Here is a 16,219-nt window from a genome sequence, read left to right on the forward strand (position 1 = left end):
GTGTCGCTAATGCTTCCATAGCGTGTCACCGCGCGCGTTGCGAGCCCTTGGGGAGCCTGGCTCAGCCGCGTGCGGAGTTCTTGCTGGTCAGGATGCGTTCCCAGGCGAGCGCGTCGGCGACGATCTGGTCGAGGTCGTCGCGTTGCGGGGTCCAACCGAGTTCCGCTCGCGCGAGGTCCGAATTGGCGACCACGGCCGCCGCATCGCCGGGACGCCGATCGCCCATCCTCACCTCGAAATCATGGCCGAAGGCGCGCCGCACGCTGTCGATCACCTCGAGCACGGAATAGCCATGGCTGTAGCCGCAATTGGCGACGAGGCTCGGGCCCCCCGCGCGCAACCGCTGCAAGGCGAGGCGATGCGCGGCGGCGAGGTCGCTGACATGGATGTAATCGCGCATGCAGGTGCCATCCGGCGTCGGGTAGTCGGTGCCGAACACCTGCATGAAGGGACGCTTGCCGAGCGCGGTCTCGCAGGCAACCTTGATAAGATGCGTGGCGCCCGGCGTCGACTGGCCGGTGCGGCCCTTCGGGTCGGCGCCGGCGACGTTGAAGTAGCGCAGCGCCGTGTAGCGGATGTCGTGCGCAAGGCCCGCGTCGCGCAGCATCCATTCGCTCATCAATTTGGAGAGGCCGTAGGGCGATTCGGGCGCCAGGCGGGCGTCCTCGCGCACCGGCTCAAGCCCGGCGCCACCATAGACGGCGGCGGTCGAGGAAAAGATGAAATTGGGCACGCCTTCGCGCACCGCGGTTTCGATCAGCGTGCGCGTCTTCGAGGTGTTGTTCTCATAATAGGCAAGCGGGTCGGCGACCGATTCCGGAACCACGATGGAGCCGGCGAAATGGATGATGGCGTCGACATGATTGTCCCGGATGATCGATCCGACCAATTCCTTGTCGGCGACGTCGCCGACGACGAGCTTTGCCTCCGGCGCCACCGCCCATTCGAAGCCGGTCGAAAGCCGGTCGAGAACGACCACGCTGTCGCCGGCATCCAGCAATTCCCAGACCATGTGGCTGCCTATATAGCCGGCGCCACCTGTCACCAAAACCGTCATCCGCATCCTCGCATCTCAAGATTTATCGGAAACTGTCTCAAACACCGCCTTACTGGAAAGCCATCCGCATGGCCATTAGAACCCTTGGTAACCGGCGTTCACTTGATGTGGCATCGTGTGGAAACAAAAGTGATCCACAGAGCGTGTCTTGGAACGGGAATAGGCCATGATCCGCCAGCGTTAGGAACAGGTGCGGGGCGTGGCATTTTGACCAAAACGGCCCGGTGGACGACCAATAGGGCAATGATTATGATCCCGCGCAAAATTGGGAAGCCGACATGAACTACCAGCGGTTCTTCGAAGAAGCGATCGACCAGCTCCACGCCGAGCGGCGCTATCGCGTCTTCGCCGATCTCGAGCGTATCGCGGGCAAGTTTCCGCGCGCCATCTGGCGCTCCAATGGCCGCGCCGAGGAAATCACCGTCTGGTGCTCCAACGACTATCTCGGCATGGGCCAGCACGCCGATGTCATCGCCGCATTCCAGAATGCGGCCGGCAAGATGGGCTCGGGCGCCGGCGGCACCCGCAACATCTCCGGCACGTCCAACCCGCTGGTCGAACTCGAGCAGGAGCTTGCCGACCTGCACGGCAAGGACGCGGCCCTGGTCTTCACCTCCGGCTTCGTCTCCAACGAAGCCTCGATCTCGACCATTGCCCGGCTTTTGCCCAACTGCCTGATCATCTCGGACGAGTTGAACCACGCCTCGATGATCGAGGGCGTGCGGCGCTCGGGTGCCGAAAAGAAGATCTTCCGCCACAATGACGTCGCGCATCTGGAAAGCCTCTTGCAGGCGGCGGGCCGCGAGCGCGCCAAGCTGATCGTCTTCGAAAGCGTCTATTCGATGGACGGCGACATCGCGCCGATCAGAGAGATCGTCGAGCTCGCCGAGCGCTACAACGCCATGACCTATATCGACGAGGTCCATGCCGTGGGCATGTACGGACCGCGCGGCGGCGGCATCACCGAGCGCGAAGGCCTTGCCGACCGCATCGACATCATCCAGGGCACGCTGGCCAAGGCGTTCGGCACGCTGGGCGGCTACATCACCGGCACCAGCGCGGTGATCGACGCGGTTCGCTCCTATGCGCCGGGTTTCATCTTCACCACGGCGCTGCCGCCGGCGATCGCCGCCGCCACCACCGCCTCCATCCGCCATCTCAAGCAATCGCAGGCCGAGCGCGACGCGCAGCAGCAGCAGGCGAGCCGAACCAAACAGATCCTGGCGGCCGCCGGCCTGCCGGTGATGGACTCCGCGACCCACATCGTGCCGGTGCTGGTTGGCGATCCGGAGCTTTGCAAGATGGCGAGCGACCGGCTGCTTGGCGTTCACGGCATCTACATCCAGCCGATCAACTACCCGACCGTGCCGCGCGGCACCGAGCGGCTGCGCATCACGCCGACGCCGTTCCATTCGGACGCGCTGATCGCCGAACTGCAGGATGCGCTGGTCGAGACCTGGGATGCGCTCGGCATCCCCTACGGCTCCGCCGGCCGGCCTTCGGTCGCCAAGACCGACCGCATCATTCCCCTGCTGGTCCCCAAGTCGGGCGGCTGATCTCGGGCGGCTAAAACCACCACCCGCTCAAACGGTCTTCATCCACTTCGCCAGCCGGTGCGCAGCTTCCTCGATCTGATCGAGGCGGCGGTGGAAGCACAGCCTGAGGAAGGCTTCGCCGCCAGGACCAAAGGCCGTGCCAGGCGCCAGGCCGACATTGGCCTTGTCGACGATCTCGAAAGCGGCCGCGCGCGAATCGGTGATGCCGTCGACGGCGAAGAACAGATAGAAGGCGCCCTGCGGCACGGTGAATCGGGCCCGGCCGGTGGCTCCGAGAATGCCGCAGACCAGGTCGCGTGCCTTCCTCGCCCGCTCCACCTGCTCGGCGACGAAGCCATCGCCCTCGTCAAGCGCGGCGATCGCACCGCGCTGCATGAATTGGGCAACACCCGAGTTCGAATACTGGATCAGGTTCTCGAACACCTGCTGCAGGCTCGGATGCGTCTTGATCCAACCGATGCGCCAGCCGGTCATCGCCCAGTTCTTGGAGAAGGAGTTGACGTACAGGATGCGGTCCTCCGCCGTCGCGATGTCGAGGAAGGACGGCGCGCGGCCATGGCCATAGTGGAACAGCGAATAGATCTCGTCGGCGATGATCCAGAGGTTCTTCGCCCGCGCAAGATCCAGGATCGCCTGCAAGGTCTCGTGATCGGCGGTCCAGCCGGTCGGGTTCGAGGGCGTGTTGATGAACAGCGCCTTGGTGCGCGGCGTGATCGCCGCCGCTATCTTCTCGACGTCGCAGGACCAGCCATTGCCCGAGTTGTCGAGCGTGACCGGCACCGGAACGGCTCCCGATATCGCCGCCGCGGCATCGAAATTCGGCCAGGCCGGCGACAGATAGATAACCTCGTCGCCGGCCCCGGCGAGGGCATCGAGCGCCAGTTGGATGGCATGCATGCCGGAGCCGGTGACGATGAACTGCTCCTCGGGAAACGTCCTGGCGAAATGCCTTGCATAGTAGCGGGCAAGCGCCTGCCTGAGATCAGGAATGCCCTTCTGCCAGGTGTAGAAGGTCTCGCCATTGGACAATCCCCGAGCAGCGGCGTCGGAAATGAAGGCCGGCGTCGGCAGGTCGCCCTCACCCGCCCAAAGCGGGATCAAGCCCTCGCGCAGGCGGCCGTAATTGACGACGGCGACAATGCCGCTTTCAGGTGCCGCGCGGGCTTCGGCGCGCAAGCTGTCGATCAAGGTCATGGCGGGTCGGTTCCGGTCTCAAGCGTTGGTCAGCGCTCCTTACCAGATGCGAAAACAGAAAACCCCGGCCGCGAGCGACCGGGGTTTTGGTCCAGCGATGGCAGGCCGAGTTATTTCCTGGCGAGCAGATCGCGGATTTCGGTCAGCAGCGCGACATCGGCGGGGGGCGGCGCTGCGGCGGGCGCGGGCTTTTCGGCCTCAAGCCGCCGGCGCATATTGTTCACCACCTTGACCATCAGGAAGATGATGAAGGCGAGGATGAGGAAGTTGAGCACCACGGTGATGAAGCTGCCATACGCGAAAACGGCGCCTTGCTTTTTGGCGTCCGCCAGCGAGGTTGCGTTGACGGCCGAGGAAAGGCCGAAGAAATAATTGTTGAAATCCAGACCACCGAAAATCGCGCCGACGATCGGCATGATGATATCATTGACCAGCGAGGTAACGATCGTGCTGAAGGCGCCGCCGATGATGACGCCGACGGCCAAGTCCATCACATTACCCTTGGAAATGAATTCCTGGAATTCTTTCAGCATTCCGACCCTCCTTGTCATGACCCGGCCGCGCTGCCGTTCCGTCCTTGCGGCATCGACCATGGGCACAATAACAAAAACCTGAAGTTGCAACATGGGTAAAAGAGAGAAAACAACCGCTTTCTCCTTGCCCACCTCAACCTCCAGAAATCATGCCCTTCATGCGCCCAAAGCCGCGATGGACTTAGGGCTCAAGCTGTGATTGCGTTCGAGCAAGCCGGATAAAAAACGGCAAAGGAGGAAATTCCAGGCGTGCAGGGTCTGTTCATCGTCATCATCGCGATCGCCTATGTGACGCTGCTGTTCGCCATCGCCAGCCTGGGCGATCGCCGCTCGGCCATTTCAGGGCCGGGCCGGGCAAGGCCATTCATCTACGCGCTCAGCCTGGCGATCTACTGCACCTCGTGGACCTTTTTCGGCTCCGTCGGCCTCTCGTCCGAACGCGGCCTCGAATTCCTCGGCATCTACACCGGCCCGGTGCTGGTGTTCGTGTTCGGCTTTCCGCTGCTCAACCGCATCGTACGGCTGGCCAAGACCGAGAAGATCACCTCGATCGCGGACTTCCTCGGCGCGCGCTACGGCAAGAGCTTCACCGTCGCGGCGATCGCCACGCTGATCGCCACGATCGGGGCGGTGCCCTACATCGCGCTGCAATTGAAGGCGATTTCCGGCTCGGTCAGCCTGATGGTCGAGCACTATACGGGATCGCCGCCCTCCTTCGATCCGTTCGTCAGCGACATCTCGCTGGTCGTGGCGATGCTTCTGGCGTTGTTTGCCGTGCTGTTCGGCACCCGCCACGCCGACGCCACCGAACATCAGGACGGGCTGGTGCTGGCGGTGGCGGTCGAAACCGTGGTCAAGCTCGCCGCCTTCCTGGCGATCGGCCTGATGGTCACCTTCCTGATCTTCGGCGGCCCGGGCGACATGTTCGCCAAGCTGGCGCAAAATGGGCAGGTGCGGCAGGCGATGGGCTACAACACCTCGCTTGCCACCTGGCTGGTGCTGACGGGCCTCAGCGGCTGTGCCATCATCATGCTGCCGCGGCAGTTCTACGTCACCATCGTCGAGAATCGCGGCGAGGCCGAGCTGCGCACCGCGACCTGGGTGTTTCCGCTCTACCTCGTGGCGATCAACCTGTTCGTGCTGCCGATCGCGTTTGCCGGCCTGTCGCTGGTCGGCACCGGCACCAGCAGCGATCTCTACGTGCTGTCGCTGCCGCTCTTCAGCGGCCATGACCTGCTGGCCATGGCGGCGTTCATCGGTGGGTTGTCCGCGGCAACAGCCATGGTGATCGTCGAAAGCGTGGCGCTGTCGATCATGATCTCCAACGACCTCGTCATTCCGCTGTTCGTGCGCCGCCTGCTCAAGACCTCGACCTTGGAGACCGAGGACTGGTCGACGCTTATCCTCAACGTGCGGCGCGGAGCGATCTTCATCCTCCTGTTCATCGCCTTCCTCTACTATCGCGAGAGCACCAACAGCGCGCGGCTGTCATCGATCGGCCTGATGTCGTTCGCGGCCATCGCGCAATTCGCGCCGGCGCTGATCGGCGGGCTGATCTGGCGCGGCGCCAACGGCAGGGGTGCCGCGCTCGGCATGGTCGCCGGCATCCTTGTCTGGAGCTACACGCTGCTCCTGCCTTCGCTTGTCGCGCCCGACACCGACATCGTTGTGCATGGGCTGTTCGGCTTCGAGGCACTGCGCCCGCAAGCCCTGTTCGGCACGGTTGCCGAACCCCTGAACCACGGCGTGCTGTGGAGCCTGTCGATCAACGCGGTGTTCTTCGTGCTCGGCTCGCTGTCGCGCGCGTCGGTGCCGCTGGAGCGCATCCAGGCATCGATCTTCGTGCCGCGCGACGCCGGCCCGATGCCGAGTCTACGCCGCTTCCGCACCGCCATCACCGTCAACGACCTCAAGGACACGATCGGCCGCTATCTCGGCGTCGAGCGCACCGAGCGCTCTTTCCAGTCGTTCGAGAGGACCAACGGCACCTCGCTGCACGGCAAGGAGCAGGCGAGCATGGACGTCATCCGCTTCTCCGAGCAGCTTTTGGCCAGCGCCGTCGGTTCCTCCTCGGCGCGGCTGATCCTGTCGCTGCTGTTCAGGCGCCATGACCGCGAATCCCGGGATGCCTTCCGCCTGCTCGACGACGCCACCGAGGCACTGCAGCACAACCGCGACCTGCTGCAGATCGCGCTCGACCAGATGGAGCAAGGCATTACCGTCTTCGACAAGGACTTTCGGCTGATCTGCTGGAACCGCCAGTACCGGGCGCTGTTCGACCTGCCCGACGAGATGGGCCAGGTCGGCGTCTCGCTCGACCAGATCTTGCGCCATCTCGCCGAGCGCGGTGACATCCCCGCCGACCAGCGCGTGACAATGCTCAACCGTCTGACCAGTTTCGTCAGCCCCTGGCAGATGGAGCTGAAGACCAGCGGCCGCATTCTCGAACTGCGCTCCAACCCGATGCCGGACGGCGGCATCGTCGCCACCTATGCCGACATTTCCGGCCGCGTCGAGCAGGATCTGGCGCTGAAGCGCGCCAATGAATCGCTGGAACAACGCGTCAAGACCCGAACCATCGAACTCACCCGGGTCAACGAGGAACTGGCGCAGGCGCAGATGCTGGCCGAAGAGGCCAATCTGGGCAAGACGCGCTTCCTCGCCGCCGCCGGCCATGACATCCTGCAGCCGTTGAACGCTGCCCGGCTCTATTGCTCCTCGCTGATCGAGAAAGCCGGCAAGGGTCCGGCCGGCAAGGCCGCGGTCAACATCGAATCCTCGCTGGAATCGGTTGAGACGATCCTCGGCGCCGTGCTCGACATCTCCCGCCTCGATGCCGGCGCGATGAAGCCGGACGATACCGCCTTCAATCTCGACGGATTGCTGCGCCAGATCGGCAATGATTTCCGACCGATGGCCGCGGAGAAAAAGCTCGGCCTGACGATCATGCCGTCTTCGCTGACGGTGGTGACCGACCGCAATCTGTTGCGCCGCCTGATCCAGAACCTTGTCTCCAATGCCATCAAATATACGCGCCAGGGCCGCATCCTGGTCGGCGTGCGGCGACGCGGCGAACTGGCGGAGATCCAGGTGATCGACACCGGCATCGGCATCGCTGGCGACAGGCTGAACACCGTCTTCCATGAGTTCACCCGGCTGGACGAAGGTGCGCGGGAGGCCGAGGGCCTCGGTCTCGGTCTCTCCATCGTCGACCGCATTGCCAGGGTACTCAGGCTCGAAATCCGCCTCTTCTCCAATCCGGGCAAGGGCACGCGCTTCTCAGTCATACTGCCGGTGGCGACTGTGGCGGCGCCGCGACGCGAGATCGAGAAAGCACCGGCACGCGCCGCTTCCTCGCTTGCCGGACTGACAGTGCTTTGCATCGACAATGACGCGCGCATCCTCGACGGCATGCGTCTTCTGCTCGAAGGCTGGGGCTGCACCGTCGACACCGCCTCCGGATCGGGAGAGCTCCTGCGGCCTGGCGCGCGCAGGCCCGACATCGTGCTTGCCGACTATCATCTCGACGGCGTCACCGGGCTCGACGCGATCAGGACCTTGCGCGCGACGTGTGGCCAGGATCTTGCGTGTGTGCTGGTCACCGCCGACCGTTCCAACGAGGTGCGCGCAGCGGCTGGCGAACTCGACGTTCCGATGATCAACAAGCCGCTGAAACCGGCGGTGCTGCGCTCGATGATGGCCAGGGTCAGGCCGATGGCGTCGGCCGAGTAAGATCAGGTCCTATCACTCGTACGCATCGCCTCGTAAGCTCTATGCCAGGGCCTTCGAGATATCGTTCGCGGTCTGGATTACCAGCGGAGCAAGACCCTCGAGCCGGATGTCGGGCATCCGCTCGGCGGGCCCCGATACGCTGACCGAGGCAAAAACCCTGCCAGCAGCGTCCCTGATCGGCGCCCCAATGCAACGAAGACCGACCTGGTTCTCCTCATCGTCGATCGCGAACCCGCGGGAACGAATGAGCGCCAACTCTTCGAGGAGCTTGCCGAGATCGGTGATCGTCCTGGGTGTGTATCGCCTGAGGCCTTCCTCGTGCGCGATCCGGCGCACCAGCGCCTCATCCTGAAATGCCAGGAATGCCTTGCCGACGCTCGTGCAATAGGTCGGAGCGCCCTCGATGGTGGTCAATGTGGTGAGCCGCGAACTGCCCATCTCCTCGCGCTCGACGCAGACCATCTGGCTGCCGTCGAACATGTGGAAATGAATGATCTCGCCGGTGAAGAGCTGCAGCTTGGCGATGTGAGGATGCGCCCGCCGGGGGGTATCGAGGCTCGCCAGCACGCTGCTTCCATAGTGAAACATCTTCAAACCAAGCCGGTAGCTCTGGCGGCGCCCATCCTGGTCGAGCATCCCGACTTCCCTCAGCGAAGCGACGATGCGGTGGACGGTCGTGCGGGGCAAGCCCGTGGCCTCCGATATCTCGCCCACGGTCAATGTGGGATGCAGCCGCGTGAAGCAGTCCAGCACGACGGACATCTTGCGCAGTGACTTTGCCCCGGAGTCGCGGCTCTCCCGCGCCGCTTCGTCGACCCCGTCGGCGGACGCGGCGCGAGGCGGCGTGACGGTTCCGGCCTGACTCATGGTCTTCCCTTCCATATCGCTCATTGCCTCGAGGTTATCTTGCGCACACGGGCTTCGAGACGCCCCGCCACCATTTCCAGACCGAAACATAGGACAAAATAGGCAGCCGCGACGATCGTGAAAACAACGAAGGGCTCATTGGTCCTGATGACGACTTCCCGCCCGAGGCGGGTGAGCTCGCTGATTCCCACCACCGAGACCAGCGAGGTATCCTTCACCATCAGGATCGATTGACCAAGAAGCGATGGAATGATCGCCATCAGCGTCTGCGGCAGCACGATGTCCCTGAGCCGTTGCGTCAGGGTAAAGCCAAGCGCGATCGCGGCCTCGTTCTGCCCTTTGTCAAAGCCAAGCAGACCGCCCCGGATGATCTCGGTCATATAGGCGCCGTGGCTCAAGGCGAGCGCTATGATGGCGGTCGTGACCGGACCGATGTCGATGTCGTAGTAGGGCAGGCCGTAATAGATCAGGAAGATGAACATCAGGAAGGGAACGCTGCGGAAAATGTAGACATACAATCCTGCGATGATGCGCAGCAGCCTGGATTTCGAACTGCTCATCAGGCCGCCAAGTATGCCAAGGGCGAGCGCGGGAAAGAAGGCCGAGACCATCAGCAAGATGACGATCGGCATCCCTGAAAGAATGAGCGTGGCGGCGTCGTAGACCAGCGAGAAGAGCGTCATGCTCAGACCCTCCGGTGCCTGGAGAAGCCGGCACGGCGCTCGTATTGGTCGACAAGCAGGTTGAGTATGGCGCAGACCACGACGTAGATCACGCAGCTCACCAGATAGGCCTCCAGGAACTGGTAGGTCTCGTTGCCGACGTCGTCGGCAGCCTTGGTGATCTCCAGGACCGCGATGGTGTAGAGCAGCGAGGTGTCCTTGATCAGTTGCACGAACTGGCCGGTGATTGCCGGCAGCACAGTCGGCGCCGCCTGCGGAACCAGGACGCGCGCCAAAAGGATGCGGCGATTGAGGCCAAGCGCCATCGCCGCCTCGGTCTGTCCTTGCGGGATGGCGGCAAGGCCGCCACGCGTGATCTCGGCGATGTAGGCGCCCGAGTTGAAGGTGAGTGCGACAACACCCGTCGCAAAGGCCGAGAGCGTGACGCCGAGCGCCGGCAAGCCGAAATAGATGAAATAGACCTGCACCAGCATCGGCGTGTTGCGCACGACGGAAACATAGATGGCCACGATGCGCCCCGCGACACCCGTGGAGGAGAAGCGGACGACGCCGGCGACGACGCCGACAATGAGGGACAGCACCAGGCCGCAAGCCGCCGCCATCAGGGCATTGCCCAGACCCCGCAGATAAACGTCGCGATATTGCCAGAACAGGTCATAGGCTGTGGCGAACATCGCTGGCCTCAATGATGGAGTATCTGGTCGAGGAAGGCGCGCGTGCGCGCCTCCCGCGGACAGGCAAAGAAATCGGCGGGCGGCGCGCGCTCGACCACCTGGCCTGCCTCCATGAAGAGGATCTCGGTGCCAAGCTCGCGTGCGAAACCCATCTCATGGGTCACCACGATCATGGTCATGCCGCCGGCGGCCAGGTTGCGCATGACCTGCAGCACCTCTCCCACCATTTCGGGATCGAGAGCGGACGTCGGCTCGTCGAACAACAGTAGTTCGGGGTCCATCGCCAGCGCCCGGCAGATGGCGACACGCTGCTGCTGGCCGCCCGACAGCCTGACTGGATAGGTGCCGGCCTTGTCGGCCAGGCCGACGCGATCGAGCAGTGCCCTGGCGCGGTCCGCGGCCTCGCGCCGGCCTTTGCCGAGCACCCGCCTCTGCGGCAGCGCGATATTCTCGAGCACGGTGAGGTGCTGGAAAAGGTTGAAGCGCTGGAAGACCATTCCAATGCGCCGATAGAGTTCCCTGCCGGGCAGGTCCGCCAGATCGCGCCCCTCGATCGACATCGAACCGCTGGTGAGCGGGCCGGCAAGACGGTTGATGGCACGGATCAAGGTGCTCTTTCCCGAACCGGAAGGGCCGCAAACGACCAGCACGTCGCCCTTGCCGAACTCGAACGAAACGTCGCGCAGCGCGTGAAAACCGCCGAAGTGGAAATTGACGTCTCTGGCCTCGAAGAATGTCATTCAGTCACCGGAAGTGGAGGAGATGCCTGACGCTGGCATGCGTACCGCATTGCTGGTGCATGGGCCGGAAAGGACGGCTCGGAGAGGCTCATGCGCCAGGTCAGAGAAGTGCCGCTGCCGCATCCCTTCGATGTCCCGAGGGATGCGGCACCGCAATGCTATTCCAGGGTCATTCGCGTGCCCTTGCCGCTTTCCGGTACATAGGCCGAAATGCCGAGCTGCTCGACCAGCTTCTTGCGTTCCTCGGACACGCCGCCGTTCTTCTCCAGGAAGTCCTTCTTCCAGGCCTCGCCGTCTACCCAATAGGCGCGTAAAGCCTCGAGCTTGCCGTTTGCCTTGATCTCGGCAAGCAACGTATCGAGATAGGCCTGGGCGCCCACATCATCCTTGCGCACGGCGAAGGCCCAGTCGTCCGAACTGATCAGTTCACGAGGCTTCTTCAGCGACACGAAACCATATTCGCGCTGCACGACGCCGAGCACCGCCAGGTCGTTCAGCGCGGCATCGACGCGACTGGTTTTCAGGGCCTGATAGGTGTCGGTATCGTTCGGATAGCTCTGAACCTCGGCATTAGCGAAAAACTGCTTGGCGATGTCGACAGCGCTGGTGCCAGCCTTGACGGCGATCGTCTTGCCCGGCTGGTTCAGATCCTCCCAGGAGAGAGCCGCGTCGTCCGGCCGCACGATCGTTACCACGCCGGTGGAGTACCAGTTTTCCTTCGTGAACAGGATCTGCTCCGCGCGTTTTGGAGTAACGGTCATGCTGGTGGCCAGAATATCGGACTTGCGTGTCAGCAGCCCGGGTATCAGGCCCGCCCATTCGACGTTCCTCAGCTCCAGGTCGACATCGAGCTTGGCCGCGATCATGCGATCGAGGTCGATCGAGAACCCGGCGGCGTTGCCGTTGGCATCGCGGAACTGCCATGGCGCGGCCGACAGGTCGTTCATGATGACGATCTTCTTGTCGCCTTGGATCTTGGCGAGCGTCGGACTCTCGTCCGCAGCCCACGCCGTCACGCCCGCGCCCATCAGCAGTCCGAGCGTCAACGGAACCAGTTTGTTGAAATTCATCAATCACTCCCATTGATTCAGCTATTAATCCCGCATACCGGAACATATGCAAGGGTTGCAACGCGATGCATCCACATTTTTTTGAAATACACAAGCCCAGCCCTTGACCAAAACATAAAATATGGGTTTTAAATGACTTGTAACACAATGTATTCCGCATTCCGGAATACAAAATCAAGCAGCCCAGCTCCTGGAGAATGACATGCCCACACAATCCGCTTCCGGCCAAAAGCTCACGGGCATCATCCCGCCCATCACGATGCCTTTCGACGCCAACGGCAATCTCGTTCCGGGAGCGATCGGCGAGCAGGTCGAGTTCATGATCGAGCAGGGCGTCGACGGCATGGTCGCGGGTGGCAGCACAGGCGAAGGCCATACGCTGAACGACGCCGACTTCACGGCCTCGATGAAGGCCGTGCATGACGCAATCGGCGGCCGTGTCCCCTTCCTTGCCGGACTGATCATCAACAGCACACGCAGCGCCATCGAACGCGCCCGCATGCTCAAGGGGCTGAATATCGCCGCGATGCAGGTCACCCCCGTGCACTATCTCTTCAAGCCGAACGAGGATGCCACCGTCCAGCATTTCCGCACGATCTGGGAAGAGACCGGCATCCCGATCATCATCTACAATGTTGTCCCCTGGAACTATCTCAGCTCGGACCTGATGCTGCGGATCATGGACGAGGTTCCCGGCGTCATCGGCATGAAGCAGAGTGCCGGCGACCTGAAGCTCGTCTCGGACCTGCTCCATCGCCTCAAGCCGGGAAACGTCGTGCTCACCGGCACCGATGCGCTGCTCTATCCGGCATTCTCGCTTGGCGTGCACGGCGCGATCAGTGCCCTGACGTCCGCGGTTCCGGCCGTCACGGTGAAGCTCTGGAACCATGTCCAGTCCGGAGACCACAAGGCCGCCCTCGCCCTGCACTACCGCCTGGCCGATCTGTGGGACGCACTGCCTCACGACAATCTTCCGGCCTGTGTGAAGTACTGCCAGCATCGGCAGGGCCTGGCGCTTCATCTGCCGCGCGCGCCGATGCCGCCCGTCAGCGACAGCCAGAAGGGCCGTATCGACGAAGCCCTGCAAGCGCTTCTCGCATAGAATGCCAGCCGATGGCGGGGCGCGCGACGCGTCCCGCCATATCCACACACGTGCATTGAAGCGGACGAACCCGTCCGGAGGAGAAAGTATGGATTGGCATACGTCACAGTGGCCCATGGCGGGCAGTCCCGAGCGGATCAGCGGAATCGAACTCAATCAGATCTGTGACATCGCCGATCTCGCCCGGGAGGACCCGGACGTCATCAAGCTCTGGATCGGCGAAGGCGACCTTCCCACGCCGGACTTCATTCGCGAGGCGGCCGTGGCTTCCCTGGCCGCGGGCCAGACGCGATACACCTATTCCCATGGCGTGCCGGCCCTTCGCGAGGCGCTCGACCGCTATCACAAGCGCCATTGGAAGGTGGAGATCGGTGCGGACCGCTTCAGCGTCACCGCGGGCGGGGTGCAGGCGATCATGCAGGCCTTCCAGGCCGTTCTCAGCCCCGGCGACGAGGTAATCGTTCCGGTTCCGGCGTGGCCCAACCTCGTCGAGATCGTAGGCATCCTGGGCGGCAAGGTGGTGCCGGTGAACTATCGCGTCGCCGAGGGAGAAGGCTTTCGTCTCGACCTCGACGACCTTTTTGCCGCCGTCACCCCACGCACCCGCGTCATCGCCATCAACTCACCGTCCAACCCGACGGGCTGGATCATGCCGCTCGAGCAGATGAAGGCAGTGCTCGACTTCGCCCGCGCGCGCGGGATCTGGATCGTCTCCGACGAAGTCTACGCCCATTTCACCTATGACGGCACGATCGCGCCTTCCTTCCTGGAACTCGCCGCGCCCACCGACCGGCTGATCATCACCAACACCTTCTCCAAGAACTGGTGCATGACCGGCTGGCGGATTGGCTGGCTGATCTATCCGCGCGGCATGGGCACGGTCTTCGACAATCTCAGCCAGTACAATACGACCAGCGTCGCGACATTCATCCAGCACGCCGCGATCACCGCGCTCGACCAGGGCGACCACTTCATCAAGGAGCTGGTGGCGCGGTCGGCCAAGGGCAGGGAGATCATCTGCTCCGCGCTCGACAGCCTGCCGAATGTGCGCGTGTTCTGGCCGGATGGAACCTTCTATTTCTTCTTCTCCGTCCACGGCATGAACAGCGGCTACGACATGGCCCGGCGCATCCTGCGCGAGGCGGGTGTCGGCGTGGCGCCGGGCTCGGCCTTCGGCCGGGGCGGCGAGGCTTATCTGCGCGTCTGCTTCGCGGTCGATCCAAAGCTCATCCAGGAAGGGGCTAACCGCCTCGTTGATTTCCTTCGCAAGGTCGACTGAACGCCATGAAGAAACTGATCAACGATCCTCGAAACGTCGTTCGCGAAATGCTCGAGGGGCTCGCCGACCTCACACAGCATCTGGCGCTGCTGGACACCGAGAATGTCGCCTTGCGCATCGGCCTGCCGACGGCGGCGGAACGGCCCGTGGCCGTGATCTCGGGCGGCGGCGCCGGGCATGAGCCAGCCCATGCCGGCTATGTCGGGTCGGGCATGCTGAGCGCAGCGGTGACAGGAGACGTTTTCACCTCGCCCAGTTCCGATGCCGTCCTTGCGGCGATCCGCGCGACGGCGGGGCCGGCAGGCGCGCTGCTGATCATCAAGAACTATACCGGCGACCGGCTGAATTTCGGCATCGCGGCCGAGCTCGCCCGCGCCGAAGGCATCCCTGTCGAGATCGCGGTGGTAGCCGACGACGTCGCCCTGGCGGGCGTCGTCGCGCCGGAGAGGCGGCGCGGCATTGCCGGTACGGTGCTTGTGCACAAGATCGCCGGCGCCGCCGCGCAAGCAGGACTTCCGCTGGCCGAGGTGGCGGAAAAAGCGCGATCCGCGGCCGCCCGGGTCGGCACGATGGGCGTCGCCCTCGGCGCCTGCACCGTTCCCACGGCCGGCAGGCCAGGCTTCACGCTGGGCGAGCGCGAGATCGAACTGGGTCTCGGCATCCATGGCGAGAAAGGCGTCGAGCGCGGAGAAATCAAGCCCGCTGACGAACTGGTCGAACGGATGATCGCCAGGATCGTCAAGGAATGCGGCCTCAAGGCGGGAGATCGTGTCGCACTGCTCGTCAACGGGCTCGGCGCGACGCCGCCGCTGGAACTCGCCATCGTGGCGCGTCACGCTTTGGCGGACCTGCGCGGGCGCGGCATCACGGTCGAGCGCGCCTGGAGCGGCAACTTGCTCACCGCGCTTGAAATGCCGGGCTGCTCGCTCTCCGTGCTGAAGCTCGATGCCGATGATCTCCGCTTCCTGGATGCCTCCGTTGAAGCAAGCGCGTGGCCCGGTTGCGGGCATGTTCCAGCCAACCGGTCCATCGTCGCGGCCACGATCGCACCGTTCGCCGATCCGGCCGAGGCGCATCTGAACGCCGCGGATTCCAATCTGCGCGGAATTGTCATGGCGGTGGCGGACGCGCTCGAGTCGGCGGAGGACCAGCTGACTGATCTCGACAGCAGGGCCGGCGACGGCGATCTGGGCGCGAGCATGGTGCGCGGTGCCCAGGCCGTTCGCGCCCTTCCGGAATCGGCCTGGTCGAGCCCATCCGGGGCGATCATCGAAATCTCGACCGCCTTGCGTCGGGCGATCGCCGGCAGTTCGGGGCCGTTCTATGCCATTGCCCTGGCACGCGCGGGACGTCACCTGGCACAGCAGCCAAACCTGACGGCGCAGCACTGGGTGGACGCATTCGAACTTGCCATTGCCGCCGTCGCCGAGGCCGGCGGCGCCAAGCCTGGAGACCGCACCATGCTGGACGCCCTGGAACCCGCGGTCCGTTCACTGAAATCAACGGTTGGCCTTCCGGCCAGCGAGCGCTGCACGCGCGCGGCGGACGCCGCGGCAGACGGGGCCGACGCCACCGCCTCGATGTCGCCGCGCCTTGGCAGGGCAAGCTATCTCGGTGAGCGGGCAGTCGGCGCGCCGGACGGAGGCGCTGCGGCCGTTGCGATCTGGATGGGCGCGATCGCACAGGCGATAGCCAAGCAAGGGTGACAGACAAGGCTGAACAATGACCTGAA

Annotated in this window: 13 protein-coding genes; 5 read left to right on the forward strand and 8 right to left on the reverse strand. The window is 63.8% G+C overall.

Annotation, left to right across the window (positions count from 1 at the left end):
* Positions 1–61 precede the first annotated feature (61 nt).
* Positions 62–1,057, reverse strand: coding sequence for a UDP-glucose 4-epimerase GalE (galE, locus tag MesoLj_RS35690; RefSeq protein WP_202324588.1), 996 nt, complete (start codon positions 1,055–1,057; stop codon positions 62–64).
* 278 nt (positions 1,058–1,335) lie between these two features.
* Between galE and hemA the strand changes: the two genes are divergently transcribed.
* On the forward strand, positions 1,336–2,613 hold the full coding sequence (hemA, locus tag MesoLj_RS35695) for a 5-aminolevulinate synthase (protein WP_140775341.1): 1,278 nt from the start codon (positions 1,336–1,338) through the stop codon (positions 2,611–2,613).
* A 27-nt stretch (positions 2,614–2,640) separates the two neighbouring features.
* On the opposite strand, the gene MesoLj_RS35700 is transcribed toward hemA, so the two are convergent.
* A complete protein-coding gene (locus MesoLj_RS35700; RefSeq protein ID WP_202324589.1) occupies positions 2,641–3,807 on the reverse strand; it encodes a pyridoxal phosphate-dependent aminotransferase in 1,167 nt (388 codons plus the stop codon).
* Between the two features lie 110 nt (positions 3,808–3,917).
* Positions 3,918–4,340 (reverse strand): large conductance mechanosensitive channel protein MscL, encoded by a 423-nt coding sequence (gene mscL, locus MesoLj_RS35705; protein ID WP_140775636.1) that lies wholly within the window; start codon positions 4,338–4,340, stop codon positions 3,918–3,920.
* A 249-nt stretch (positions 4,341–4,589) separates the two neighbouring features.
* Here mscL and MesoLj_RS35710 point away from each other — a divergent pair, with 249 nt between their 5' ends.
* Entirely contained in the window at positions 4,590–8,072 is a 3,483-nt protein-coding gene (locus MesoLj_RS35710) for a PAS domain-containing hybrid sensor histidine kinase/response regulator (protein ID WP_202324590.1), read from the forward strand.
* 39 nt (positions 8,073–8,111) lie between these two features.
* Here the strand turns inward: MesoLj_RS35710 and MesoLj_RS35715 are convergent, their stop codons facing one another.
* The 5 genes from MesoLj_RS35715 to MesoLj_RS35735 form a co-directional block, all read right to left on the reverse strand.
* Positions 8,112–8,963, reverse strand: a complete 852-nt coding sequence (locus MesoLj_RS35715; protein WP_244735252.1) for an IclR family transcriptional regulator — start codon at positions 8,961–8,963, stop codon at positions 8,112–8,114.
* The gene (locus MesoLj_RS35720) at positions 8,960–9,622 is read right to left on the reverse strand and encodes an amino acid ABC transporter permease (protein ID WP_202324591.1); all 663 of its coding nucleotides are present in this window, start codon (positions 9,620–9,622) and stop codon (positions 8,960–8,962) included. Before MesoLj_RS35720 ends, MesoLj_RS35715 begins: the two co-directional genes overlap by 4 nt.
* A gap of 2 nt (positions 9,623–9,624) precedes the next feature.
* Positions 9,625–10,296: an amino acid ABC transporter permease gene (locus MesoLj_RS35725; RefSeq protein ID WP_140775345.1), complete on the reverse strand. Its 672-nt coding sequence runs from the start codon at positions 10,294–10,296 to the stop codon at positions 9,625–9,627.
* 8 nt (positions 10,297–10,304) lie between these two features.
* Positions 10,305–11,036, reverse strand: a complete 732-nt coding sequence (locus MesoLj_RS35730) for an amino acid ABC transporter ATP-binding protein (RefSeq protein WP_202324593.1) — start codon at positions 11,034–11,036, stop codon at positions 10,305–10,307.
* A gap of 158 nt (positions 11,037–11,194) precedes the next feature.
* A complete protein-coding gene (locus MesoLj_RS35735) occupies positions 11,195–12,106 on the reverse strand; it encodes a substrate-binding periplasmic protein (protein ID WP_202324595.1) in 912 nt (303 codons plus the stop codon).
* 202 nt (positions 12,107–12,308) lie between these two features.
* Here MesoLj_RS35735 and MesoLj_RS35740 point away from each other — a divergent pair, with 202 nt between their 5' ends.
* From MesoLj_RS35740 to MesoLj_RS35750, 3 genes are all read left to right on the forward strand, one after another.
* A complete protein-coding gene (locus tag MesoLj_RS35740) occupies positions 12,309–13,208 on the forward strand; it encodes a dihydrodipicolinate synthase family protein (protein ID WP_140775348.1) in 900 nt (299 codons plus the stop codon).
* A gap of 88 nt (positions 13,209–13,296) precedes the next feature.
* A complete protein-coding gene (locus tag MesoLj_RS35745) occupies positions 13,297–14,487 on the forward strand; it encodes a pyridoxal phosphate-dependent aminotransferase (protein ID WP_202324597.1) in 1,191 nt (396 codons plus the stop codon).
* Between the two features lie 5 nt (positions 14,488–14,492).
* The gene (locus tag MesoLj_RS35750; RefSeq protein WP_202324599.1) at positions 14,493–16,193 is read left to right on the forward strand and encodes a dihydroxyacetone kinase family protein; all 1,701 of its coding nucleotides are present in this window, start codon (positions 14,493–14,495) and stop codon (positions 16,191–16,193) included.
* Positions 16,194–16,219 lie beyond the last annotated feature (26 nt).

It is taken from the genome of Mesorhizobium sp. 113-3-9 (assembly GCF_016756515.1).
GTDB lineage: Bacteria > Pseudomonadota > Alphaproteobacteria > Rhizobiales > Rhizobiaceae > Mesorhizobium.

Bases quoted from the DNA above. Each gene is read 5' to 3' on its own strand.
- MesoLj_RS35725 (WP_140775345.1), bottom strand. From the start codon at position 10,296: ATGTTCGCCACAGCCTATGACCTGTTCTGGCAATATCGCGACGTTTAT.
- MesoLj_RS35720 (WP_202324591.1), bottom strand. From the start codon at position 9,622: ATGACGCTCTTCTCGCTGGTCTACGACGCCGCCACGCTCATTCTTTCA.
- mscL (WP_140775636.1), bottom strand. From the start codon at position 4,340: ATGCTGAAAGAATTCCAGGAATTCATTTCCAAGGGTAATGTGATGGAC.
- MesoLj_RS35740 (WP_140775348.1), top strand. From the start codon at position 12,309: ATGCCCACACAATCCGCTTCCGGCCAAAAGCTCACGGGCATCATCCCG.
- MesoLj_RS35745 (WP_202324597.1), top strand. From the start codon at position 13,297: ATGGATTGGCATACGTCACAGTGGCCCATGGCGGGCAGTCCCGAGCGG.
- MesoLj_RS35715 (WP_244735252.1), bottom strand. From the start codon at position 8,963: ATGAGCGATATGGAAGGGAAGACCATGAGTCAGGCCGGAACCGTCACG.
- galE (WP_202324588.1), bottom strand. From the start codon at position 1,057: ATGACGGTTTTGGTGACAGGTGGCGCCGGCTATATAGGCAGCCACATG.
- MesoLj_RS35700 (WP_202324589.1), bottom strand. From the start codon at position 3,807: ATGACCTTGATCGACAGCTTGCGCGCCGAAGCCCGCGCGGCACCTGAA.
- MesoLj_RS35735 (WP_202324595.1), bottom strand. From the start codon at position 12,106: ATGAATTTCAACAAACTGGTTCCGTTGACGCTCGGACTGCTGATGGGC.
- MesoLj_RS35730 (WP_202324593.1), bottom strand. From the start codon at position 11,036: ATGACATTCTTCGAGGCCAGAGACGTCAATTTCCACTTCGGCGGTTTT.
- MesoLj_RS35750 (WP_202324599.1), top strand. From the start codon at position 14,493: ATGAAGAAACTGATCAACGATCCTCGAAACGTCGTTCGCGAAATGCTC.
- hemA (WP_140775341.1), top strand. From the start codon at position 1,336: ATGAACTACCAGCGGTTCTTCGAAGAAGCGATCGACCAGCTCCACGCC.